The organism is Buttiauxella cochleicola, from assembly GCF_021282435.1.
GTDB lineage: Bacteria > Pseudomonadota > Gammaproteobacteria > Enterobacterales > Enterobacteriaceae > Buttiauxella > Buttiauxella massiliensis.
In genome coordinates this window covers 217,121-240,846 of sequence record NZ_JAJSOT010000002.1, presented here as the reverse complement: position 1 = coordinate 240,846, position 23,726 = coordinate 217,121, and the positions used below count along the sequence as shown (strand labels likewise).

The 23,726-nt window shown below is 51.7% G+C and carries 22 protein-coding genes; 13 read left to right on the top strand and 9 right to left on the bottom strand.

What is annotated here, in order from left to right; genetic code table 11:
• Positions 1-17 precede the first annotated feature (17 nt).
• Genes kdpC through kdpF form a run of 4 tightly spaced genes read right to left on the bottom strand, consistent with a single transcriptional unit; the run spans position 18 to position 4,442 of the window.
• Entirely contained in the window at positions 18-593 is a 576-nt protein-coding gene (gene kdpC, locus LVQ77_RS06890) for a potassium-transporting ATPase subunit KdpC (protein WP_232904043.1), read from the bottom strand.
• A 12-nt stretch (positions 594-605) separates the two neighbouring features.
• Complete coding sequence (gene kdpB / locus LVQ77_RS06885) at positions 606-2,654, bottom strand: potassium-transporting ATPase subunit KdpB (RefSeq protein WP_232904042.1); 2,049 nt, start codon at positions 2,652-2,654, stop codon at positions 606-608.
• 13 nt (positions 2,655-2,667) lie between these two features.
• The gene (gene kdpA, locus LVQ77_RS06880) at positions 2,668-4,353 is read right to left on the bottom strand and encodes a potassium-transporting ATPase subunit KdpA (protein WP_232904041.1); all 1,686 of its coding nucleotides are present in this window, start codon (positions 4,351-4,353) and stop codon (positions 2,668-2,670) included.
• Complete coding sequence (kdpF, locus tag LVQ77_RS22340) at positions 4,353-4,442, bottom strand: K(+)-transporting ATPase subunit F (RefSeq protein WP_120066070.1); 90 nt, start codon at positions 4,440-4,442, stop codon at positions 4,353-4,355. The genes kdpA and kdpF overlap by 1 nt, the downstream gene beginning before the upstream one ends.
• A 531-nt stretch (positions 4,443-4,973) precedes the next feature.
• On the opposite strand from kdpF, the gene LVQ77_RS06870 reads away from it, so the two are divergent.
• Entirely contained in the window at positions 4,974-5,180 is a 207-nt protein-coding gene (locus LVQ77_RS06870) for a YbfA family protein (protein WP_034456665.1), read from the top strand.
• A 79-nt stretch (positions 5,181-5,259) separates the two neighbouring features.
• Here the strand turns inward: LVQ77_RS06870 and LVQ77_RS06865 are convergent, their stop codons facing one another.
• Positions 5,260-6,810, bottom strand: a complete 1,551-nt coding sequence (locus LVQ77_RS06865; RefSeq protein ID WP_503489110.1) for a phosphoethanolamine transferase — start codon at positions 6,808-6,810, stop codon at positions 5,260-5,262.
• A gap of 228 nt (positions 6,811-7,038) precedes the next feature.
• Here LVQ77_RS06865 and LVQ77_RS06860 point away from each other — a divergent pair, with 228 nt between their 5' ends.
• From LVQ77_RS06860 to LVQ77_RS06810, 11 genes are all read left to right on the top strand, one after another.
• Positions 7,039-7,488: a GNAT family N-acetyltransferase gene (locus tag LVQ77_RS06860; RefSeq protein WP_232904039.1), complete on the top strand. Its 450-nt coding sequence runs from the start codon at positions 7,039-7,041 to the stop codon at positions 7,486-7,488.
• 81 nt (positions 7,489-7,569) lie between these two features.
• Entirely contained in the window at positions 7,570-7,869 is a 300-nt protein-coding gene (gene elaB, locus LVQ77_RS06855) for a stress response protein ElaB (protein ID WP_232904038.1), read from the top strand.
• 121 nt (positions 7,870-7,990) lie between these two features.
• Entirely contained in the window at positions 7,991-9,292 is a 1,302-nt protein-coding gene (menF, locus tag LVQ77_RS06850) for an isochorismate synthase MenF (RefSeq protein WP_232865135.1), read from the top strand.
• Between the two features lie 145 nt (positions 9,293-9,437).
• Positions 9,438-11,108 (top strand): 2-succinyl-5-enolpyruvyl-6-hydroxy-3-cyclohexene-1-carboxylic-acid synthase, encoded by a 1,671-nt coding sequence (gene menD / locus LVQ77_RS06845; protein WP_232904037.1) that lies wholly within the window; start codon positions 9,438-9,440, stop codon positions 11,106-11,108.
• Positions 11,105-11,887 carry a 2-succinyl-6-hydroxy-2,4-cyclohexadiene-1-carboxylate synthase gene (menH, locus tag LVQ77_RS06840; RefSeq protein ID WP_232904036.1) on the top strand — a complete coding sequence of 261 codons (783 nt, stop codon included), beginning with the start codon at positions 11,105-11,107 and terminating at the stop codon, positions 11,885-11,887. Before menD ends, menH begins: the two co-directional genes overlap by 4 nt.
• A complete protein-coding gene (gene menB / locus LVQ77_RS06835; RefSeq protein ID WP_034456650.1) occupies positions 11,884-12,741 on the top strand; it encodes a 1,4-dihydroxy-2-naphthoyl-CoA synthase in 858 nt (285 codons plus the stop codon). The genes menH and menB overlap by 4 nt, the downstream gene beginning before the upstream one ends.
• The gene (menC, locus tag LVQ77_RS06830) at positions 12,741-13,706 is read left to right on the top strand and encodes an o-succinylbenzoate synthase (protein WP_232904035.1); all 966 of its coding nucleotides are present in this window, start codon (positions 12,741-12,743) and stop codon (positions 13,704-13,706) included. The genes menB and menC overlap by 1 nt, the downstream gene beginning before the upstream one ends.
• The gene (menE, locus tag LVQ77_RS06825) at positions 13,703-15,067 is read left to right on the top strand and encodes an o-succinylbenzoate--CoA ligase (RefSeq protein WP_232904034.1); all 1,365 of its coding nucleotides are present in this window, start codon (positions 13,703-13,705) and stop codon (positions 15,065-15,067) included. Before menC ends, menE begins: the two co-directional genes overlap by 4 nt.
• A gap of 364 nt (positions 15,068-15,431) precedes the next feature.
• Positions 15,432-15,560: a hypothetical protein gene (locus tag LVQ77_RS06820; protein ID WP_232904033.1), complete on the top strand. Its 129-nt coding sequence runs from the start codon at positions 15,432-15,434 to the stop codon at positions 15,558-15,560.
• Between the two features lie 273 nt (positions 15,561-15,833).
• Positions 15,834-16,376: a YfaZ family outer membrane protein gene (locus LVQ77_RS06815; protein ID WP_232904032.1), complete on the top strand. Its 543-nt coding sequence runs from the start codon at positions 15,834-15,836 to the stop codon at positions 16,374-16,376.
• Positions 16,377-16,569: 193 nt separating this feature from the next.
• A complete protein-coding gene (locus LVQ77_RS06810) occupies positions 16,570-17,766 on the top strand; it encodes a nicotinamide mononucleotide deamidase-related protein YfaY (protein WP_232904031.1) in 1,197 nt (398 codons plus the stop codon).
• A gap of 3 nt (positions 17,767-17,769) precedes the next feature.
• On the opposite strand, the gene glpC is transcribed toward LVQ77_RS06810, so the two are convergent.
• From glpC to glpA, 3 genes are read right to left on the bottom strand one after another with little or no spacing between them, the layout of a single operon-like run.
• Positions 17,770-18,969, bottom strand: coding sequence for an anaerobic glycerol-3-phosphate dehydrogenase subunit GlpC (gene glpC / locus LVQ77_RS06805; protein WP_232904030.1), 1,200 nt, complete (start codon positions 18,967-18,969; stop codon positions 17,770-17,772).
• Positions 18,956-20,224 carry a glycerol-3-phosphate dehydrogenase subunit GlpB gene (gene glpB / locus LVQ77_RS06800; protein ID WP_232904029.1) on the bottom strand — a complete coding sequence of 423 codons (1,269 nt, stop codon included), beginning with the start codon at positions 20,222-20,224 and terminating at the stop codon, positions 18,956-18,958. The genes glpC and glpB overlap by 14 nt, the downstream gene beginning before the upstream one ends.
• A complete protein-coding gene (gene glpA / locus LVQ77_RS06795) occupies positions 20,221-21,840 on the bottom strand; it encodes an anaerobic glycerol-3-phosphate dehydrogenase subunit A (RefSeq protein ID WP_232904028.1) in 1,620 nt (539 codons plus the stop codon). Before glpA ends, glpB begins: the two co-directional genes overlap by 4 nt.
• 239 nt (positions 21,841-22,079) lie before the next feature.
• Between glpA and glpT the strand changes: the two genes are divergently transcribed.
• Complete coding sequence (glpT, locus tag LVQ77_RS06790) at positions 22,080-23,438, top strand: glycerol-3-phosphate transporter (protein WP_232865126.1); 1,359 nt, start codon at positions 22,080-22,082, stop codon at positions 23,436-23,438.
• A 30-nt stretch (positions 23,439-23,468) separates the two neighbouring features.
• Here the strand turns inward: glpT and yfaE are convergent, their stop codons facing one another.
• Entirely contained in the window at positions 23,469-23,723 is a 255-nt protein-coding gene (yfaE, locus tag LVQ77_RS06785; protein WP_134183713.1) for a class I ribonucleotide reductase maintenance protein YfaE, read from the bottom strand.
• Positions 23,724-23,726 lie beyond the last annotated feature (3 nt).

Genomic DNA, 23,726 nt, shown 5'->3' with positions numbered 1-23,726 from the left:
GCTTTGGTAGATGTCGCTTACGGTGCTTGCAAAGCATCCAACGCCACGTTAACCAACAACACATTCACCACCGGTTTACCGAGGAAACCGACCAAAGGCTGAGTAGTATTTTCGTCTATCAACCGTTGGATCTGTTCAACCGGAAGATTGCGTGCTTTGGCGATACGCGGGATTTGCCAGGCTGCTGTTTGCGGGGAGATCTGCCCGTCCAGACCGCTGGCTGATGCGGTCACCAGTTCAACGGGAACCGCTGGATTAGCCTGCGGATTTGCCGCGCGTTGCGCCGCAACACGTGCCGCGACCACCTTATCCAGCTCAGGGTTACTTCCCGCCAGGTTGCTGCCACCTGAAGCCATGGGATTATAGGGCGTTTCAGCCGTAGCAGAAGGGCGGCCTTGTAAATACTTCGCCTCGGTGAAGTTTTGTCCAATCAACTTTGAGCCACGTACCGCGGTGGTATCAATAATCAATGAACCATTGGCTTGTGCCGGGAACCACCACTGGGCTAGCAGCGTTGTCATTAGTGGGTACAAACCCCCTGTAATCAGGGTGAGCAAAATCAGTAACAGTATAGCGGGACGTAAACCAGACATTTGTTTTTCCTCTTAAACCAGGCCACAGACGGTCAGCAGCAAGTCGATAGCTTTGATGCCAATAAACGGCACAACTAAACCCCCCAGACCGTAAATCCACAGGTTGCGGCGCAGCATCGCTGCGGCACTGAGCGGTTTGTAGCTCACGCCCCGTAACGCCAGTGGAATCAAAAAGATGATGATTAGCGCGTTAAAAATCACCGCGCTTAAAATCGCCGAGGCAGGGGAGTGCAGGTGCATCACGTTTAGCGCATTAAGCTGCGGATAAGTTGCAGCAAACGCGGCGGGAATAATCGCGAAATACTTTGCCACGTCGTTGGCAATACTGAAGGTGGTCAGCGAGCCACGAGTCATCAGCATCTGTTTGCCGATGTGTACCACTTCAATCAACTTGGTGGGGTTAGAATCCAAATCCACCATGTTGCCCGCTTCTTTTGCCGCTTGCGTGCCGGAGTTCATGGCTACCGCCACATCCGCCTGCGCCAGCGCCGGGGCATCGTTGGTGCCGTCGCCGGTCATCGCTACTAAACGACCTTCCGCCTGATACTGGCGAATCAACGCCAGTTTCGCTTCCGGTGTTGCTTCCGCAAGAAAATCATCAACACCCGCTTCGGCAGCAATCGCTGCCGCCGTCAGACGGTTATCCCCGGTGATCATCACCGTTTTAATCCCCATCTGGCGCAGTTGGGCAAAGCGCTCTTTAATGCCGCCTTTCACGATATCCTTCAGGGCGATAACACCGAGCACATTGGCACCCTCTGCCACCACCAGCGGTGTTCCGCCTGTGCGGGCAACACCTTCTACCAGCGTGTCGACTTGCGGCGGGAAGTGTCCGCCGTTCGCCTCAACGTGGCGGCGAATCGCATCCACCGATCCTTTGCGAATCATGCGGTCCTGAATATTGATGCCGCTCATGCGGGTTTGCGCGGTAAACGGCACAAAGGTGGCATGCAGGTTTTGCACGTCGCGTTCGCGCAGGTTAAAGCGCTGTTTTGCCAGCACCACAATGCTGCGGCCTTCCGGCGTTTCATCTGCAAGCGACGAAAGCTGCGCCGCATCGGCCAGAGTTTTTTCATCAATACCGGGTGCAGGCAGGAAATCAGAAGCCTGGCGGTTACCAAGCGTAATGGTGCCTGTTTTATCCAGCAGCAATACGTCGACATCGCCCGCGGCTTCAACGGCACGCCCGCTGGTGGCAATCACGTTTGCACCCAACATGCGGCTCATCCCGGCAACACCAATCGCTGAAAGCAGCCCGCCGATGGTGGTGGGAATTAAACAAACCAGCAGGGCAATCAGCACCGTGACGCTAACTGCCACACCACCGTATTGCGAGAAGGGCCACAGCGTGGCGGTTGCCAGTAAAAAGACGATAGTCAGCGCCACCAGCAAAATCGTCAGCGCGATTTCATTCGGCGTTTTGCGGCGTTGCGCACTTTCCACCATCGCAATCATGCGGTCGAGGAAGGTTTCGCCAGGGTTCACGCTGCACTGAATCACCAGCCAGTCGGAAAGAATGCGCGTGCCGCCAGTGACGGAGGCAAAGTCGCCACCTGATTCACGAATCACTGGTGCGGATTCGCCGGTAATCGCGCTTTCATCGACTGATGCGCCGCCTTCCAGCACTTCGCCATCACAAGGGATAATGTCGCCCGCTTCAACCAGCACAATGTCGCCTTTACGCAGATCGGCGGCGGGAACATGGTCCATTTGGGCGTCATGGTGAGGGGCGCGTAATTTGCGCGCCCAACTGGTTTTCTTCACCCCTTTCAGGCTATTGGCTTGCGCTTTACTACGGCCTTCAGCCAGCGCTTCGGCAAAATTTGCGAACAGTACGGTAAACCACAGCCAGATGCTGATGGCTAAGGTAAATGGTGCGTCGGCCTGAAGTTTTCCACTGAACATGGCAATCGCCAGGACCGTAGTCATCACGCTACCCACCCAGACGATAAACATCACCGGGTTACGCCACTGCACCTGCGGGTTAAGTTTTTTAAAGGAATCTATTAGCGCCTGACGAATCAGCGATGGTTCAAATAGCGCCTGTTGCTTGCGACTCATGGAAGCCTCTTAATCACAAATTCACGAAGGAAAGGTGTTCCGCAACCGGGCCTAATGCGAGGGCGGGGATAAAGGTCAGTGCACCGACTAACAATACGGTGCCAATCAGCAGGCCAATAAACAGAGGGCCGTGAGTCGGCAGCGTACCGACGCCTGCGGTTTGCGACTTTTTAGTGACTAGCGTTCCGGCAATCGCCAGCACCGGGACAATCACCGCAAAGCGGCCGAACCACATGCATACTGCCAGAAGCACGTTCCAGAAAGGCGTGTTGGCGCTAAGCCCTGCAAATGCGCTGCCGTTGTTATTAGCGGCAGATGAGACGGCGTAAAGCACTTCGCTAAAGCCGTGGATACCAGAGTTGAATATCCCGGCGCGACCAGCCTCAGTCATCATCGCAAGGGCGGTACCGAGCAGTACCAATGTCGGGGTGACGAGGATTGCCATCGCAGTCATTTTCATCTCTGCGACGTCGATTTTTTTACCCAGATATTCCGGTGTGCGGCCAATCATCAACCCAGCGATAAACACGGTGAGCAAGACGAACAGCAACATGCCGTACAGCCCGGAGCCGACGCCGCCAAACACCACTTCACCGATCTGCATCAGCCACATGGGAATCATGCCGCCTAATGCTGTGAAGGAGTCATGCATTGCATTAACAGCGCCACAAGATGCTGCGGTGGTAATCACGGAAAATAGGCTACTGACCAGAATGCCAAAGCGGCTCTCTTTACCTTCCATATTGATATTGCTATCAGCACCAAGCTGCATGAAATGCGGGTTACCTTGTGTTTCAGCCCACATCACCACCACAACGCAGATAACAAAAATGATGCCCATCGCCCACAAAATGGCGCGCCCCTGGCGTTTGTCGCCCACAGCTTCACCAAAGGCGAAACACAGAGCGGTTGGGATCAGGAAGATCGCCAGCATCTGCACAAAGTTGGTCAGCGCCGTTGGGTTCTCGAAAGGGTGAGAGGAGTTAGCGTTAAAGAAACCACCGCCGTTGGTGCCGAGCATTTTGATCGCTTCTTGCGAAGCCACCGGCCCCATAGGCAAGACATGCTGCACACCTTCAAGCGAGGTGAACGGCTGATATGCGGCGATATTCTGCAAGGTTCCCTGGCTAACAAAGAACAGTGCAATCAACAGTGAAATCGGCAGCAGGATGTATAACGTGATGCGAGTTAAATCGACCCACGCGTTACCAAGCGTAGTGGCGCTATGACGGGAAAATGCGCGAATCAGTGCAAACACCACGGCGATACCCGTTGCAGCGGAAAGGAAGTTTTGTACTGTCAAGCCAACCATCTGGCTGAAATAACTCAGCGTGGTTTCGCCGCTATAGGATTGCCAGTTGGTATTGGAGACAAAACTAACAGCAGTGTTTAACGCCAGATGCCAGGAAAGGCCAGGCAATTGCTGTGGATTAAGCGGCAAACTCCCTTGCGTCATTAAGATGATGAAAAGCAGTAGCAAACCTAAAACGTTGAAGACCAGGATCGCGGCAAGATAACGTTTCCAGCTCATTTCAGCCGTTTCGCTTCCCAGAACTTTCCACATCACCGATTCAACACGGCCCACGCCTGGCAGCGGTTCTCCTTCAATTAACCGCGCAAGCACGCTACCCAGCGGTTTTGCTAGTGCAAAAAGCACCAGCAGGAAGTTGGCAATTAATAAGAATGCAGAAGCGGCCATTAGAACGCCTCCGCATTAATCAGGGCATAAATTAAATATCCCAACAGCATAAAGACCAGCACAACTCCAACGATCAGTCCTGCACTCACAATCCACCTCCGCGTGCCCTTCATACTTCGATTTGCAGGTGTGTTGGCTGCTCTCGCTCACCCGAATCACTTACTTGAGTAAGCTCATCGGGATTCTCTCGATTGCCGCGTTACTCGGCAGAGCCTCGCCCCGTTGGGGCCAGCGCAAGCGCTGTTCAAAAGGATTAAGCCTTTTGTCCTGCAACTCGAATTATTTAGGGCTGATATGTAATGCAACGAGTGTGAAATTTTCAGTGCAAAGATGTCGTAAAAGTCTGGGGACGGGGTGTAAAAAAAGTATAAAAATGCCATATACCCCTCGCCCTGCATCCCAAAGTGACTTTGGGATAAAGCCATTAATTAACTAATGGTTAGTATTTATTTAACTATTTTGTAACTTAATTACGCAGGGGAATGTAAATTAGTGGCAAAAAGTGTCCTTTAGTGGTCGGATGAGTAGTAAACTTTCAGCCAATGCGATACTATTTTGGGCAGATAACAAGTTCCAACTTCCCGGTTTTTGCTACCGGTCACAATTTAAGGGAGAAGCCTATGACTCTATATAAAGACTATCCATTGCATCAGGTCATCCTGCGTCGCACTTTTGTTGTTGTAGCAGGTGTTCTGGCTTTGCCAGTGATGCTGTTCTGGAAAGATCGCGCCCGTTTTTACAGCTACCTGCACCGCGTCTGGTCTAAAACCAGCGAAAAACCAGTTTGGATGGCTCAGGCTGAAGCCGCATCCGCTGATTTTTACTGAGTTTGCTAAGCGGATATAAAACATCAAAGCCCCATCAGCTCATAACTGATGGGGCTTTTTTACGGCTCATGATCGCGGGTTAATGTGCCAACTCTTTCCAGTTATAAATATGATTGGTGGTATCCATCACGGGTGCTTTCCCTGCCAGCCTGTTAGCGGTAAGTTGCACTGTTTCTTCTGGCCTGTCTCCAGGTAGCGAAATTCCCATCCAGCGGCGCAATATTTTGTCGTTATTCACCGTTGAATAAATATCCTCTACCGTTCCGGTATCTGGGTTATTAACCTGCTGGCTGTACCAGATAAACATTGGCACTTCAAAAGCGTGCTGGCTTGGTTTTACCCCTCCGTGGTGATAAACCACGTTTTGTGTCGGTTCGCGTTCCAGCGCGTGATCGGAAAAATAAGCGACAGAAGCTCGCCTGTCTTTCAGCAGAGAGAAAATATTGCCGAGTAGTTTGTCAGTGAAGTGGATCGAGTTGTCATAACAGGCATCTATACCATCACTTTGCCTGCTGAAGGGGGCGTCAGTGGTCGGAAAACGTGTGCATTCCGGTTCATGGCTACCATAGATATGCAGCACAATGAGCTGTTTACCTTGATGATTTAAAGCCTTACGCAAATCGGGTAACAACGCATCATCAAACCCATTGTTAACCCAGTGTTTATGGGCGGCATTCATCGCGATACCGGTAATCGCATTATTGTAATCACCAAGCATCCCCTGCTTACTAAACCATGATGTATCAAAACCGGCCTGATTCGCCAGGTTAATAATGTTATCCGAGTAATGGTGGATATTATGGTTTTGCACGGTATCTGCTGTGATCGCCAGCGGTACGGCGGTAATAGTGATCGGTGCGCCGCTAATGGCATGATTCCAGAGTAGAAGGTGGCTGCGCTCGGCCTCCAGTTGTGGCGTGGTGGGTTGCGGGTAGCCATAAATACTCATGTTTTCGCTACGCGCTGACTCCCCGATAACCAACACATAAGTATCAATACCGGTTTCCTGTGTTTGCAACTGGTAATCAGGGATCTGACTTGCTATTTGCCTTATTAATCGCTGGTCACTCCATGCCTGAAGAAAGTATTTAACATTGCTTATAGGTAAATAGTTAATTACACGTGCAGTAATACTTCCCTGGCTGTTTTTCTTAATGTTATGGACTGTCGCTTGCACAATATTACTGAACAGTAATATGGCTAATAAATAAAACGGTGATTTTGCGAGCCATTTATCACCAGGCGTAGGAATAGTCGCAACGCTGCGTAATAACAAAATGACCAGGGCGAAAAAACCGAAGCAATATTTTTTGTAGAGCCACAACATTGCGCTGATTTCGTGGCTATCGCTCTCCAGTACACTCATTGCGAAACCATAACTAAACTCTGTGCCAAAGGTGCCGTGGGCATAGAAAGTTAGCGTAACATCCCATGCCACCAACAATAGCGGCAGCAGTGCCACGAATAAGCGGAGGAGTTTGTTTTTAATTAACCCAAACGATAACATTAATAATACAAATATTATCATTCGTTGAAACATAACATGCATTGGTGAGAACAAAACATTCGCCACTGCAACAATTAATATACAAACAACCAAAGGAATAAATTGGCGCGCTTTACCTAACATATAAATAACGTCCACGAAGAGTGACCGTTTAAACGGTCTTATAAAATGTGCTATCAACGGGGAATTAATATACCGGAAGGCATAATTAAGAATAGATATATTCATTGGATGAATTGATTCTTTGACATAAATCAGTATGTCGAAGGATGAACATCAGCTACTGAACCTTTTAGTTATTGCTCTAAATGTGGGAGGATAAACCCCTCATCACAACTACTGGAGCACAGCATGTTGATTTGGCAAGATTTACACCATTCGGAATTGAGCGTAACCGATCTCTACACACTTTTGGCGCTACGCAATGAAGTGTTTGTGGTCGAGCAAAATTGCCCCTACCAGGATATTGATGGTGATGATCTGGTGGGTGAGAACCGCCATATTCTTGGTTGGAAGGGTGGCAAACTTGTGGCCTATGCCCGCATCCTGAAAAGCGACAGCGAGTTTGAACCGGTAGTGATTGGCCGTGTCATTGTTGATAAAAGCGTGCGCGGTGAAAAACTGGGTTACCAGTTGATGGAACAGGCGATGGCGTCGTGCCACCAGTATTGGCCAGAAAAAACAGTCTATTTAGGCGCTCAGGCTCATCTGCAATCGTTCTATGCCCACTTCGGATTTACCCCAGTTACTGACGTGTATGACGAAGACGGTATTCCCCATATCGGTATGGCAAATAGTTAATGACAGATTAATCGCCAGGTAAAAAGCACTAGTGTTGTCTATAGTTAGCGGACGAGTATTTTTTAAACACGGAGAACAGTGATGCAACCGTATGAATCTCGTCTTGATGATGATTTAACTCTGCTTAGTGAAACGTTAGAAGAAGTGCTGCGTTCCTCAGGTGATCCTGCTGACCAAAAATACATTGAGCTGAAAGCACGTGCAGAAGCGGCGCTCAGCGAAGTCAAAGCGCGGGTCAGTAACGCTTCCGATAATTACTATTATCGGGCCAAAAAAGCGGTTTATCGCGCTGATGATTATGTTCATGAAAAACCATGGCAAGGAGTGGGTGTGGGGGCGGCGGCAGGTCTGGTGTTAGGACTGTTACTCGCCAGACGCTAACCCAAATCGGCACATAAATTCACCGTGTGCCGATTAAAGAAAATCTTACCCATTGGGTGGGATTTTTTTTTGCCGCCATGACCACGTATAATCAGGGGTTTTCAGGGAAGGTGAGGTAAACGTGAATTCAGTTGTCGTCGCGCTGCAACAGTTACAGCTTGCATTGAACGCAGAATTTGCGGATGCACCGGGCTTACAGCAGTTATCTTGTGCTGTTACCCTCAGTGATGCCTCAGATGCACTCGCATGGTTGACTAGCCAACGTCTTTATCCTCAGTTTTACTGGCAACAGCGCAATGGCGATGACGAAATTGCCGCCCTCGGTGCTGTTTGCCAGTTCGATACCTTAGATGCCGCCAGGGCATTTATTGATGCCTATGCGGACCAGCCAGCTGTTCGTATTACTGGCGTAAATGCATTTTCACCCACCAGCAGTTTTTTATTTCTCCCACGCCTTGAATGGCGGCGCATTGGTGGCGATGCTTTTCTCTTCCTTAATATTTACAGCGAAACTTCCCTGCAAGATGATGCACGGGTAGCCCTTCAATTCCTTGAGCAAATGCTGCCTGCAAAGCAATTACCATTACAGCGTTTAAATTGCGTCGGTGAGCAACATATTCCAACACAACCAGAATGGAATCAGTTAGTTGACCGTGCAATATCTGCAATTGAGCAGCACGAGCTCGATAAAGTCGTCCTGGCGAGAGCCACCGATCTGCAATTTACTACCGCAGTTTCCGCAGCCGGGTTTATGGCGGCCAGTCGCCGGGTAAACCTGAATTGCTATCATTTCTTGATGGTGTTTGATGGTAGCCATGCGTTCCTTGGCTCGAGCCCGGAACGCTTGTGGCGGCGCATCGATAGCGCTTTACGCACCGAAGCGCTTGCCGGAACGGTTGCTAACCATCCCGACGACCATCGAGCCTGGTCTTTGGGGCAGTGGTTGCTCAAAGACGATAAAAACCAACGTGAAAACATGTTGGTCGTTGAAGATATTTGCCAGCGTTTGCAAAAAAAGGTGGGGGCTATTGATGTATTGCCGCCGCAGGTGGTACGTCTGAGAAAGGTACAACACTTGCGCCGTTGCATCTGGACCGATTTGGCTCAGCCTGACGATGCTGTATGCCTTGCAATGTTGCAACCTACTGCCGCTGTTGCCGGGTTGCCACGTGATGTGGCGCGCGGATTTATCGCCCATAATGAACCGTTTGAGCGTGAATGGTATGCGGGGTCGGCGGGTTATATCTCGCAGCGTCAAAGTGAGTTCTGCGTTGCGTTACGCTCGGCAAAAGTAATCAATAATATGGTGCGTTTATATGCCGGAGCTGGAATTGTCGCAGGTTCTGATGCGGCGGAAGAATGGCAGGAAATAGAAAATAAAGCCGCCGGGTTGCGAACGTTATTAACAAAATCAACGTTCTAAATTATAGGTATGTCTGAGACAATTCGAACTTCATCGTGCTTGTTGCCAACAAAAATGCAGTTTGAAGGGTATTACCGACCCATATCAAAATAACCGTTCCAGCAATAATTATAATGAGTCAGCAAAATTGACTCAGGACTGAATCATGTCGATAAGCTCGTTTAACCGCCGTTGGGCTACGGTAATCCTTGAAACGCTGACTCGCCACGGCGTGCGCCACGTCTGCATTGCCCCTGGCTCGCGTTCTACACCTCTGACCCTTGGGGCGGCCGAAAATCGGGCTTTTATTTGTCATACACATTTTGACGAGCGTGGTTTAGGTCACCTGGCATTAGGTCTGGCAAAAGCAAGCCAGGCTCCGGTCGCTATTATCGTGACTTCCGGTACGGCGGTGGCAAACCTCTATCCGGCGATTATCGAAGCGGGTTTGACCGGTGAAAAACTGGTGGTGCTTACCGCCGATCGTCCACCGGAACTTATTGATTGCGGCGCCAATCAGGCGATTCGCCAGCCTGGGATTTTTAGCTCCCATCCTACTCAATCGATTAATTTACCTCGTCCAACACAGGATATTCCTGCGCGCTGGTTGGTTTCGACTATCGATAACGCACTAGGCCAGCAGATGGCTGGTGCGATTCACATCAATTGTCCATTCGCCGAGCCGCTGTATGGCGAGCCTGATGAAACAGGCATGAGCTGGCAACAGGCATTGGGCGGCTGGTGGCAAGGTGATAAACCCTGGTTACGTACTGGCCTGACTCAGGAAGTGCTTAAACAGCGTGACTGGTTCTTCTGGCGTCAAAAACGCGGCGTGGTGGTTGCCGGGCGTTTGAATCCTGAAGAAGGAAAACAGGTCGCTGCATGGGCGAAAATGCTCGGTTGGCCGTTAATTGGCGATGTGCTATCGCAAACTGGGCAGCCGTTGCCATGTGCAGATTTATGGCTGAGCAACAGCCAGGCGGTGACCGAACTTGCCGAAGCACAAATTATTATTCAGTTTGGCAGTAGCCTGACTGGAAAACGCGTTCTGCAATGGCAGGCAACCTGCGAGCCTGAAGAGTACTGGTTGGTGGATAATTTGCCAGGCCGACTTGATCCTGCGAATCATCGTGGCCGTCGCTTGTGTTGCGATATTACACAATGGCTCGAACTTCACCCCGCTGAAAAGCGCGTGGCGTGGGATGAGAAATTAACTACGCTTGCAAAAATCGCCCAGCAGGCGGTTAAAAAGGGCACTCTCGAATTCGGCGAAGCCCAGGTTGCGGCGCGCCTGGCTGAATTGTTACCGGAAGCCGGGCAGCTGTTTGTCGGCAATAGCCTGATTGTTCGTCTGGTTGATGCTTTCGCGCAATTGCCCGCTGGTTATCCGGTATTTAGCAATCGCGGTGCAAGCGGTATTGACGGCTTACTTTCAACAGCTGCCGGCGTGCAACGAGCCACCGCGCGTTCAACGCTGGCGATTGTTGGCGATCTATCGGCACTTTACGACATCAACTCACTGGCATTATTACGTCAGGTTTCCGCTCCCTTCGTTTTGCTGATCGTGAATAATAATGGCGGGCAAATATTCTCGCTGTTGCCAACGCCTGCAGACGAACGCGAACGCTTCTATACCATGCCGCAAAACGTCAATTTTGCCCACGCAGCAGCGATGTTCAGCCTCTCCTATAACAATCCGGCAAGCTGGGATGAGTTGCAGGAAGCAGTGACCCATGCCTGGTGTTCTCCTCATGCGACCATCATTGAGCTCACCGTTAGTGAAACTGACGGTGCGCAAACCTTGCAGCATTTGCTCGCACAGGTCAGTCAGGCATGATTCTGCACGCTGTTTTTCATGAAGGCCGCGATGCCAACTTGCCGTGTCTGGTTTGGCTGCACGGCTTTTTAGGCAACCGGCAGGAGTGGGAAACCTTCAGCGAACATTTCACCGATTGGCCGCAACTCTTCATCGACTTGCCCGGTCATGGTAAATCAGCCGATATTACGGCTGAAGGCTTTGCACAAGTCGATAATTTACTGCGAAATACGCTCCTAAGTTACAACATTCTAAAATACTGGCTAATTGGCTACTCTCTTGGCGGGCGCGTGGCGATGTATCATGCTTGTCAGCTTGAGAATTCCGCTTTGTGCGGCTTGATTGTTGAGGGGAGCCATCCTGGACTTACGGATGAGAATGCTCGCCGAGAAAGAAAAAACAGCGACCAGCAATGGGCGCAGCGGTTAAGGACACAACCGCTAAATGAGGTGCTGAACGACTGGTATCATCAGGCTGTTTTCCAGTCGCTCAATAAACAGCAACGCGCTTTGCTTATCGCACAACGCAGCCAGAATAATGCCCAAAGCCTTGCCGCAATGCTTGAGGCGACTTCTCTTGGCAACCAACCAGATTTAAAGGCTACGCTCAAGCAATTGCCGTTGCCTTTTTACTATCTTTGCGGTGAGCGGGATGAAAAATTCCGCGCCGTGGCAACCAGCCTGGAATTGTCACCGCACCTTATTACTGCCGCAGGCCATAACGCACATCGGGAAAACCCGATTGCTTTCACGGCCTGCCTGCTCAATTTATTGCGAAAACCTATCGAGGAAACACCATGATTTATCCAGATGAAGAAATGCTTTACGCGCCAGTTGAATGGCAGGATTGCTCGGAAGGTTACACCGATATTCGCTATCACAAATCAGCTGACGGTATTGCTAAAATCACCATCAACCGCCCTGAAGTGCGTAATGCATTCCGCCCGTTGACCGTAAAAGAGATGATTAATGCGCTGGCTGATGCCCGTTACGACGACAACATTGGCACCATTATCCTGACCGGCGAAGGCGAAAAAGCCTTCTGTGCAGGCGGCGATCAAAAAGTACGCGGCGATTACGGCGGCTACCAGGACGCAAGCGGCACCCATCACCTGAATGTGCTGGATTTCCAGCGCCAGATTCGCACCTGTCCAAAACCAGTTGTGGCAATGGTTGCGGGTTATTCCATCGGCGGTGGTCATGTACTGCATATGATGTGCGACCTGACAATTGCTGCTGAAAACGCGGTATTCGGCCAGACTGGCCCGAAAGTGGGCTCGTTCGACGGTGGCTGGGGTGCTTCTTATATGGCGCGTATCGTCGGCCAGAAAAAAGCGCGGGAAATCTGGTTCCTGTGCCGCCAGTACGACGCAAAAGAAGCATTGGATATGGGCCTGGTGAACACCGTTGTGCCAAATGCCGACCTTGAAAAAGAGACTGTGCGCTGGTGCCGTGAAATGCTGCAAAACAGCCCAATGGCGCTGCGTTGCCTGAAGGCTGCGCTGAATGCTGACTGTGATGGTCAGGCCGGTTTACAAGAACTGGCCGGCAACGCCACCATGCTGTTCTACATGACTGAAGAGGGTCAGGAAGGTCGCAACGCGTTCAACCAAAAACGCCAGCCGGACTTCAGCAAATTTAAACGGAACCCGTAATGCGTAGCGTCGAACTGTGGCGCTTTCAGGTGCCGATGGATGCGGGTGTAGTGCTGCGTGAGCGGCGCCTGAAAACACGCGACGGACTCTTAGTGCGCCTGACAGATGGCGAAAAACAGGGCTTCGGTGAGATCTCGCCGTTGCCTGGTTTTAGCGTAGAAACTGTCGATGACGCATTGAGCGTGGCACAAAGCTGGCTGCAAGTCTGGCAAACTGGCGCGGAAATCGACCTGCCTGAAATGCCATCGGTGGCGTTTGGCCTGAGTTGCGCGCTGGCCGAAATCAGTGGTGAATTGCCTCAGGCGGCGGATTACCGTGCGGCGCCATTGTGCACCGGTGATCCGGACGAACTGTTTGCCATGCTGGCTGCTATTCCCGGTGAGAAAATCGCCAAGGTGAAAGTGGGTTTGTATGAAGCCGTGCGCGACGGCATGGTGGTCAATCTTCTGCTGGAAGCGATGCCTGATTTGCGTCTGCGTCTTGATGCCAACCGTGGCTGGACACCGCTCAAAGCGCAGCAGTTCGCCAAATACGTCAATCCTGATTTCCGACCGCGCATTGCGTTTATCGAAGAGCCGTGCAAAACCCGTGAGCAATCCCGTGAGTTTGCCCGTGAAACGGGAATTGCGATCGCCTGGGATGAAAGCCTGCGTGAGCCTGATTTTGAGTTTGCCGCCGAGCCTGGCTTAAGTGCGGTGGTTATCAAGCCGACCTTAACCGGGAGTCTTGAGAAAGTCCGTCAACAGGTTGAGCAGGCCCATGCCCTGGGATTGACGGCGGTTATCAGTTCTTCGATTGAGTCGAGCCTCGGCTTAACACAATTGGCGCGAATTGCCGCGTGGCTGACGCCGCAAACGCTACCAGGTCTCGATACGCTGTCGTTGATGCAGGCACAGTTGGTGCGCGAATGGCCAGGCAGCCCACTGCCGTGCTGGTCACTGGAATCTCTTGAGCGAGTGTTATGAGTTTTCAAGATTTCCCCTGGCAGTATTGGTCACAAATTCGTGGTGACCAACCGGCACTTACTTTAGGTCATGAAAGCCTGAACTGGCGTGAGCTATGCCAGCGCGTTGATGCGCTGGCAGGAGGCTTTCGCCAGCAGGGTGTGCTTGAAGGGCAAGGCGTTGTGTTGCGTGCGAAAAACAGCCCGGAAATGGTTTTCGCTCTGCTTGCGTTGTTGCAATGTGGGGCGCGTGTATTGCCGCTTAATCCACAGTTGCCTGAATCTTTGCTCCAACAGTTACTCCCCACGCTGACTATCAACCATGCATTGGCTTCTGATACGCCGCTTACCGTTGCCGAGATCAACCCGTTAACTCTGCTAGAAGGCGAACGTTTCAAGGTTGAGTGGCAGCCTGCAAGGTTTGCATCGATGACGCTGACCTCCGGCTCAACGGGCTTACCCAAAGCGGCGGTTCATACCAGTGATGCTCATCTTGCCAGTGCCGCAGGTGTGCTGGCGGTGATGAGCTACGGTGCGAATGACAGTTGGTTGTTATCACTGCCTCTGTTTCATGTCTCCGGCCAGGGCATTTTGTGGCGCTGGCTGTTGGCGGGTGGTTGCATGGTAGTGCGCGATTTACATCCTTTGAGCGATGCATTGCAAGGCTGTACGCATGCGTCACTGGTGCCGACCCAGCTCTGGCGACTGCTTGATCAATCCCCTCCGGAAACCTTGCGTGAAGTGTTATTGGGTGGCGCGGCAATTCCCGTTGAGCTCACGCAAGCGGCGCAGGAAAAAGGCATCAATTGCTGGTGTGGTTATGGATTAACGGAACTGGCCTCAACGGTCTGCGCCAAACGTGCTGATGGGTTGCCGGATGTGGGCAAAGCTCTGCCAGGCCGGGAAGTGAAAATCGTTGATCAGGAAGTGTGGATTCGTGCCGATAGCCTGGCATCAGGCTACTGGAAAGCGGGTGTTGTCGTGCCGCTGGTTAATTCACAGGGCTGGTTTGCAACACGCGATCGAGGGGTTCTGAATGGGCCGCGTCTAACGCTTATTGGCCGCCTCGATAATCTGTTTTTCAGTGGTGGGGAAGGGATCCAGCCGGAAGAAGTTGAGCGCGTGATTACCACTCATCCCGCGGTGAAACAAGTTTTTGTCGTGCCAATAGATGATGCCGAATTTGGCCAACGCCCGGTTGCGGTGGTGGAGGCCGACGAGGATTTTGACCTGTCGCTATTGTCAGAGTGGTTGCCGGGAAAAGTAGCCCGTTTTCAGCAGCCGGTGCGTTGGTTGCGCTTGCCTGATGAATTCAAGCAGGGCGGGATTAAGATTTCGCGATTACAGTTAACGTTATGGGTAAAACGGGTGGCTACAATTTAATGCCACCCGCCCGTTTTAATGTCGGATGTTGCTAACGCTAATCCGACCTACATACCCGATTCTAAGGCCGATTTATGCCGCTCTGTTCGAGCGGCTTTTTTATTGGCGATGCATATGGTCTAGATATAAATATTGCAAACCGCTTCGCTAGCAAGTTTATGAACCTAAAACTATACTTGGTTTGCAGTAAAGTTCTGCAATCACTGAGGAATGAGTTATGAAAACACTAAACATGAACGTTTCCAAAGAGCAGCCTAAAAATCCAGATAAAGCCCCTAAGAACGATGAGAAAAAGCCAAAGCAGAATCAAAAATAAGCTTTGTTCCATTTGTAGGTTTTAACTGCTCTTGCGTTGGAGGTTCTTATGTCTAACCATCCAAACCTGGTCGACCCGGTACCTGTCGATGAACCGCTGCCCGGAGATACAATACCAGGTGTTCCAGACCCCATTGAGCCGCTTGATCCTGACTTACCCTTGGACCCGGCAAGATGAAGAGTGAAACGAAACCGCCTACGGGCGGTTTTTTGTTGCCTTAACTTCCATAAATGCTGTTTCGCCTACACCTAAACTCTCGTGTTTTCCCGCTGCTGCCACTTATGGCGGGGATTAGTGAGAGTGAAGCTGGCGGCTGTTTAACAGGGCGTTTTTTCATTTTCTTACAAACGAATGAAGAAAAGCATTTCTAACGCATTGATTACCTCACCCCTGGCTGTAAAATCGGCGTTTTTTCAGGGACATCCCTTTTTACTGCTCAGGAATGAAAGCATGAACAAATTACTTTTGGCTGGCGTTGCCGGTTTAGCTCTCGTATCTGCATCTGCAAGCGCTATCAGCGTTAGCGGCCAGGCGGGCGAAAATTATACAAATATCGCAGTAGGCTTCGGCCAGGACTCTGCCGGTCTGACCATGAACGGTAACTACGCCCATAACGATGACGATGGTGATACCGCAGGTCTGGGGCTCGGTCTGAATGTGCCATTGGGTCCATTTATGGGTACAGTTGGCGGCCGTGCGGTTTATCTGAATCCGAAAGATGGTGATGAAGGTTATGCATTGGCAGTGGGTGGTGGTTTGAGCTGGCAGGTATTCGATAGCATCTCCGTATTCGGTGATTACTATTACTCCCCAGATTCTCTTTCCAGTGGCGTGAAAGATTACCAGGAAGCCAGTGCGGGTGCTCGTTGGACTGTTATTCGCCCAATCACTGTTGAAGCCGGTTATCGCTATATCGGTGTTAACGGTAAAGATGGCAACCGAGATAACGCTATTGCAGACGGTCCATACGTCGGCGTTTCCGCAGGTTTCTAAATCCTCTTCGTCTTTCGCGTTGCAGGGGCGTTGGCTGCTGCCGCGCGCCCTGGTCGCATAGTTATCTATGCTTCCAGAGACTTACGGCTTTGCCGCCTTCCTGCAACACGAAATCCTTTGAGGATTATCTTTTTGGTAATCCTCAAATTAATTTGCGATATTGTGAACCGTTTTCTTCCCGCGGAGCACAACAATGATAAAAGTGGAAATGCTGTCTACCGGCGACGAAGTGCTGCATGGTCAAATTATTGATACCAACGCAGCCTGGCTTGCTGATTATTTCTTTAACCAGGGTTTATCAATGTCGCGCCGTAATACGGTGGGCGACAGTCTTGAAGATTTAATCGCGGTGCTTAAAGAGCGCAGCGAACATGCCGATGTTCTAATTGTGAATGGTGGCCTTGGGCCAACCAGTGATGACCTCAGTGCGCTGGCTGCCGCTACTGCCGCAGGCGTGGAACTGGTGATGCATCAGGAATGGCTTGCGCATATGGAACGTTTCTTTGCCGAACGCGGGCGTGAAATGGCACCGAGCAATCGTAAGCAGGCATTAATCCCTGCCACCAGTGAAATGGTTGATAACCCGGTCGGTACTGCATGCGGGTTTGCTCTACAACTCAACCGCTGCCTGATGTTCTTCACCCCAGGCGTTCCTTCCGAATTTAAAGTGATGGTTGATCAACAAATCATGCCGCGCCTGCGTGAGCGTTTTGTGTTACCTGAGCCGCCAGTTTGCTTGCGTCTTACCACTTTCGGGCGTTCCGAAAGCGAGTTAGCCCAAAGTCTTGAGCCGATTCCTTTACCGGAAGGCGCGGTGATGGGGTATCGCTCATCAATGCCGATTATCGAGTTAAAATTGACTGGCCCAGCAAGCCAGCGTCAGGCGATGGAAGCCGTATGGCCACAAGTGCAGCGTGTCGCCGGTGAAAGCGCCATTTTTGAAGGAACAGAAGGTTTACCTGCGCAACTTGCAGAACGCCTAAGAGCGCAGTCACTCAATATTGCCGTCAGCGAACAATTCACCGCCGGGCTGCTGTGCCTGCAACTTGCCAGTGCACAAGCGCCATTAGGTAATAGCGAAGTGCTTTCCGCACGCCCTGAAACACTGGTGCAGATAACGGAGCGTGCAAAAAACTTCGCGCTGCAAGCGGGAAGTGCTCTGGCACTGGTGGTGGGGAGCCTTGATGACGAGCATCTTCATTTTGCACTGCACACGCCAAAAGGGACTTATGGACTGCAAGTGAAATTCAACGTAACCCGCTACGCCCTGCGTACACGCCAGGAAGTCTGCGCGATGATGGCCCTCAACATGCTGCGCCGCTGGCTCAACGGCTGGGATGTCGCCGCTGAGCATGGCTGGGTGAATGTTGTCGACTCACTAGAAATCTAATAACTATGCGAGTGCCCGAGCCAAAAGCGTAATCGGGTGCTCGCATTTCTTACTGGTGGACATCTCAATCTGCCATTTGCAGGTTTCGCAATCTGTGACCACCAAATCGACGCCGCTCTCCTCAATCTGCTGGAATAACGGTGCGCCAATGCTTTGTGAAAATTGATAGTTTTCCTTTTTAAACCCGTACGTCCCCGCAATTCCGCAGCACTGGGATTCCAGCATAACCAACTCCACGCCAGGCAAACGCTGCAAAAGATCCAGCGTGTAAAGCGACCAGCCCATTTTCTCCATATGACATGGCGTGTGGTAAGCAATACGCAGCGGTAACGCTTTAAGTTTCAACTTTCTCCCGTTTTCTAGTTGCTTCCAGATAAAACGAGTCGCCAGTTCAATGTGGTCACGCATCGGCCGAGTGTCGACATCCAGCACGTGTGGATATTCATCGCGTAAAGTGAAGGTGCAGGTTGACGAGGTGGCGACCACCGGCAGCCCTTGCTCAAGCACTGCTTTGCTCAGTGAAGCTGCGTTAATAGCGGCCTGCTTTTTCGCTTTGTCGATAAAACCGTTGGCAATCAACGGCACGCCACAGCACTTTTCCCGCTCCAACAATTGCACGCCAAATCCCATCGCGTTCATCACGCGCACTAAATCTTTGCCGAGTTGGGAGTGGTTGTAGTTAACGTAACAGCCATGGATAAACGCCACTTGCTCAGCAAAGGATTTTTGCGTCGTTGCCTGTTTGCGATACCACTGACGAAATGTTCCTGACGAGTATTTCGGTAATGCGCAGTGGCTGTCGATGCCGAGAGTTTTATCGAGCAAATTTCTCACCGGTATCAATGACGTTGCTGTATTCACCAGCGGTGCGAACGGTGTCGACAGTGTGCCCATTAAATCGGTATGGCTGAGAATGGCATCCCTTAATTTAAACGGTGTTTTGCCATAGCGGGCTTTGGCACGCTGGATGATATCGCCAATTTTCACATCAGACGGGCAGGCGACTTCGCAGCGTTTGCAGTTGGTGCAAAATTTAAGGGCGTCGTCATAAAGTGCTGCATCTTTCAGGCGCAGGCGCTCTCCGTCAGGACCGGACTGCTTAGGACCGGGGTAGTCCGGGTTAACCCGGCTGACCGGGCAGACAGTAGTGCAGACGGTGCATTTAATGCAGTTTTCAAAACTGGTTTCATCAAGCAGATTCATCGGCCGCCCCCTGCGATTCAAGAATGCGTTGTGCGACGTGCAGTGCGCCAGTCATTGACACACCCGCGCCACAACCTTGTTGCAGCGGGTCGAACCCGGCCAGTACCGAACCGATGGCGTAAAGGTTTTCAATGCGTTGCCCGCCGATAGTAGGCTGAAAATGTTTATCAACGGCAACGCCTGCCTGTAAATATGGCTGCGGGCTGAAAAAATCTTCGTGACACCACTCTTCACGCAGCGCCGGAGCGCGAATATCCAGCCCGAAAATCGGTTCCCGTATCCCACTGAATTTTGCTTCCAGGCCATTGCTGAAAAAGCTGCCGCTGGCGAGAACATAATGGTTTGCCCGCAGCGGGACTTCTGCGTGGTTGCGGGTGAAAATCGCACTGATATTTTGCTTGTGTGTTTCCGTCCTCACCACGGCATCGCCGGGCATCATTATCCCGTTGAGTTGCTGAAAACGGCGGCGCAACTGGTGATACAACCGCATACCGAGCACCGAAGGGGGAAGTGTGGGTAACAGGCGAAGCGGGCAGGGTAATTCACGGCTTATCGCCTGCCAGGCTTTATCATCTTCACCCCCGAGGCATGCCGGAAGGAACAGGGCGTCAGTGTCATGCGCCAGGGTTTTAAGCTCATCAATAAGCAGGAGTTGTTGCTCAGGCTTATCCAGTACGCGGGCGATATTGGCGGCGCGGAACTCGCTGGGGTTATTGCGTAACGTGTCCAGTGCGGGAAGTGTCAGTTCCGCGGTTTTCACATTGATGTTGTTCTCTGCCAGTGAACCTGCGACCAGTTCAGGCTGAAAATCGAGAAATCCTGCAATTCCCACTACGGTTATGCGCTGCCAGGGAAGGGGAGCTACGGGAATTTCCACAGGACTTAACCACGTTGCGCGTTGTGTACCCAGCGGGGTAATACGCAGATGATTTTGCTGATAACTCCCTGTGAGCATGATATTGCAGCGGGCCAGCAGCGCTTCACTCTCCATCGCGAAACGCTGTACGTTTTGCGCCCCCATCAGACTGTATGGGTGTTCCGGTGCTTGTTGATTTAAGGCATCCAGCGCCTTCAAAGGAAAGTCGACCGGAGTGCCATCGGGCAACTCGGCCAGTAAATCCAGCGATCCGGACGAAAAATGCAGTGCGCTTTGACCCCGGCTGACGATAGCGCAACGCAGCCCCGCTTCCGCAAGACGGATACCGCACACCAGTCCGGCGAGCCCACCGCCAATAATCAGGCTGTCGAATCTCATTGTGGTGTTCCTTTTTTTAGCCCGCACAACCCCTGGTACACCCAGGCGGTAAATTCGCTTTCTCGCAGCGCATCATCCCATGCGATGGGGCGAATGCCTTTCCAGCGCTCATTAAGAAAAAGTGACAGCTGATCGAGCGATTGCGCAGGTGTTGATGTGCCAAAGCGCTGTAAAAGCCCGGCTGCACGGCAGGCACACAACTCCCCCTGGCAGGTGCCCATACCCACGCGAGTACGGCGGCGTAAATCGCCAAGATTGCGAACGGCAAGTTTGTTGACCGCGTAGCGAACTTCACCGGCCGTTACCGCTTCACATTCACATACCAGGCTATTGCTCAGACGATCGCCCGCAAGAAGTTGCTCGGCGCGATCGCCATGACGCCAGACTGCCGAACGGCGGATCGTGGGCGGCAATGATATGACTTTACTGAGCGTCTCTTCTTGCGAGCTTCCCGAGCCGGGAAGTGGAGTTGTCGCTGTAGTACAAGGCTGGGTATTACCGAGTTTTTCACACACGGCGTTAGTCGCCCACTCGGCCATCAGGCGGTAGGTCATGAGTTTGCCGCCGGTGATGGTAATAAAACCCTCCATACCGTCGCGCTTTGCATGATCCAGTAGAACAATTCCACGGCTAACATTTCGCCCGGTGGGATCGTTATCGCAGGCAACGAGTGGGCGAACGCCAGCATAAGCGCGTAGGATGCGGGTGGCGGCGAGTTTAGGGGCAAGCTTCGAACCTTCACGAATCAGAATATCGACCTCTTGCGGCGTGACGCGCATATTGTCGATTTGGTCGTATTCGATGGGGGTTGAGGTTGTGCCAATAAGAGAAATGGTATCGCCTGGCACCAGAATATCGGCATCAGCAGGTTTGCGGCAGCGGTTGATCACCATGTTGTTGATGCGGTGACCCAGGATCAGCAGCGAACCTTTTGCTGGCAACATGCGCACACTCAAATCAGCATATTCTGCAATGTGCTGCCCCCAGATCCCCGCAGCATTAACAACAACATGCGCATACAAATCGTGATGCTGGTGTGTCTGGTGGTTGTATACGCGAACCCCGCAAACCCGGTCTGCCTGGCGAATCAACCCGGTAACTTCCTGCCCGGTAAGAATTTCTGCGCCATGTTCTCTGGCATCGAGCATATTGGCGGCGGTCAGGCGGAAGGGGTCGACAGTTCCATCCGGCACGCGCACCGCGCCGATCAATTCAGGGTTTGCCGCAGGTTCCAGACGCAAAGCTTCTTTGGGGTCGATGCGTTGAGCGTCAATTCCTGCGTCCTGGCAAGAGGCGATAAAGATATTCTGTTGCGATAAATCGTCTTCGGGAAGGGTGATAAACAAGCCGTCGGTGCGTTCGATGCAATGGCGAGCGATATGTTTCAGAATGCGGTTTTCTTCAATGCATTCGCGGGCCGATTCGCTGTCCGTCATGGCGTACCGCGCGCCGCTATGGAGTAATCCATGATTTCGGCCTGTCGCACCGGTGGCGATATCATGCCTTTCCAGTAGTAGCGTGCGTAAACCGCGTCGCGCACAGTCGCGGGCAATCCCTGCCCCCGTTGCACCTCCACCAATAATAATGACATCCCTTTCTTTGCTATCCGCGTTCATGCGCTTCTCCTGGAAAGAACCTCTTGAACGCTATTCAGCCACAGAAAAGACCATCAATGTTTGATATCGAGCAAATTCGAGCATAAATCGAAAGTGAAGTGTGATGTCATGCACTATTTCGATAGTTTGTAATAAAAATGTAATAATTTGCGGGGTGTTTCACACTAACCAGACGGGATAATTCTTACCATGCGCTCGCAAAAGAACATTGCCTGATAAAACCTGCCACGGAGGCATTTATGCTGAGCATTTTCAAACCAAGCGCGCACCAACCCCGGCGTGAGAGCGAGCACATTGACCCAACTTATAAACGCCTGCGCTGGCAAATCTTTATGGGGATCTTCTTCGGTTACGCGGCCTACTATCTGGTGCGTAAAAACTTCACCCTGGCAATGCCGTACTTAATTGAGCAAGGTTTCTCGCGAGGGGATTTAGGATTCGCGCTTTCCGGTATTTCTATCGCCTACGGCTTTTCAAAATTCATCATGGGATCGGTTTCTGACCGCTCTAATCCGCGTGTTTTCTTACCTGCCGGTTTAATTCTGGCGTCGTTAGTCATGCTATTCATGGGATTTGTGCCATGGGCGACATCCAGCATTGCGGTGATGTTTGTGCTGCTGTTCTTATGTGGCTGGTTCCAGGGCATGGGCTGGCCGCCGTGTGGGCGCACCATGGTTCACTGGTGGTCCAAGAAAGAGCGTGGCGGAATTGTTTCTATCTGGAACTGCGCGCATAACGTAGGCGGTGGCTTGCCGCCACTGCTGTTCTTACTCGGGATGGCGTGGTTTAACGACTGGCATGCGGCTCTTTATATGCCAGCCTTTGCGGCGATTCTGGTGGCGCTCATTGCTTTTGCATTGATGCGCGATACACCGCAATCCTGCGGGTTGCCGCCAATCGAAGAGTACAAAAATGATTACCCGGACGACTACAACGAAAAAACGGAAGAGGAACTGACAGCTAAGCAGATTTTTATGCAGTATGTGTTCCCGAACCGCCTGCTTTGGTACATCGCCATTGCTAACGTTTTTGTCTATTTGCTGCGCTATGGGATTCTTGACTGGTCACCTACTTATCTCAAAGAGGTGAAGCACTTCGCATTAGATAAATCCTCCTGGGCTTACTTCCTTTACGAATACGCCGGGATCCCGGGCACGCTGCTGTGCGGCTGGATGTCGGATAAAGTTTTCCGTGGCAATCGTGGTGCAACCGGCGTGTTCTTTATGATTCTGGTGACGATTGCGACCATTGTGTACTGGCTAAACCCACCGGGAAATCCGGGTGTGGATATGGCGTGTATGATTGTGATTGGCTTCCTGATCTACGGACCGGTGATGCTGATTGGCCTGCACGCGCTGGAACTGGCACCGAAAAAAGCCGCGGGAACGGCAGCGGGCTTCACTGGCCTGTTTGGCTATCTTGGTGGTTCGGTTGCGGCGAGTGCGATTGTCGGTTATACCGTTGATTTCTTTGGCTGGGATGGCGGTTTTATGGTGATGATTGGCGGCAGTATTATGGCCGTGATCCTGCTGCTGGTGGTAATGGTGGGTGAGAATAAACATCACCAGGAAATGAAAGCGCGGGAAAGTCGAAGCTAGAAAATATACAACCTCCCGCGGGAGGTTGTATTACATCTCGATTTCAATATCGCCCTGCGCCTGGCAGCAGCAGGGTAGTATTTCACCGGGCTGGATAAACGCCAGCGGTTCGGTAAGCCACTTCACTTCGCCTGCCGTCAGCCGGATGCGGCAGGAGCCGCAATAACCTTCGCGACACTGATATTCCACGGCGACCTGGTGAGATTCCAGCGTCGCCAGCAGGGAAGGATGTTCTTCTTCACACAGGAGCTGCGCTCCGGTGATTCGTAGCGTGATGCGGCTCATAAA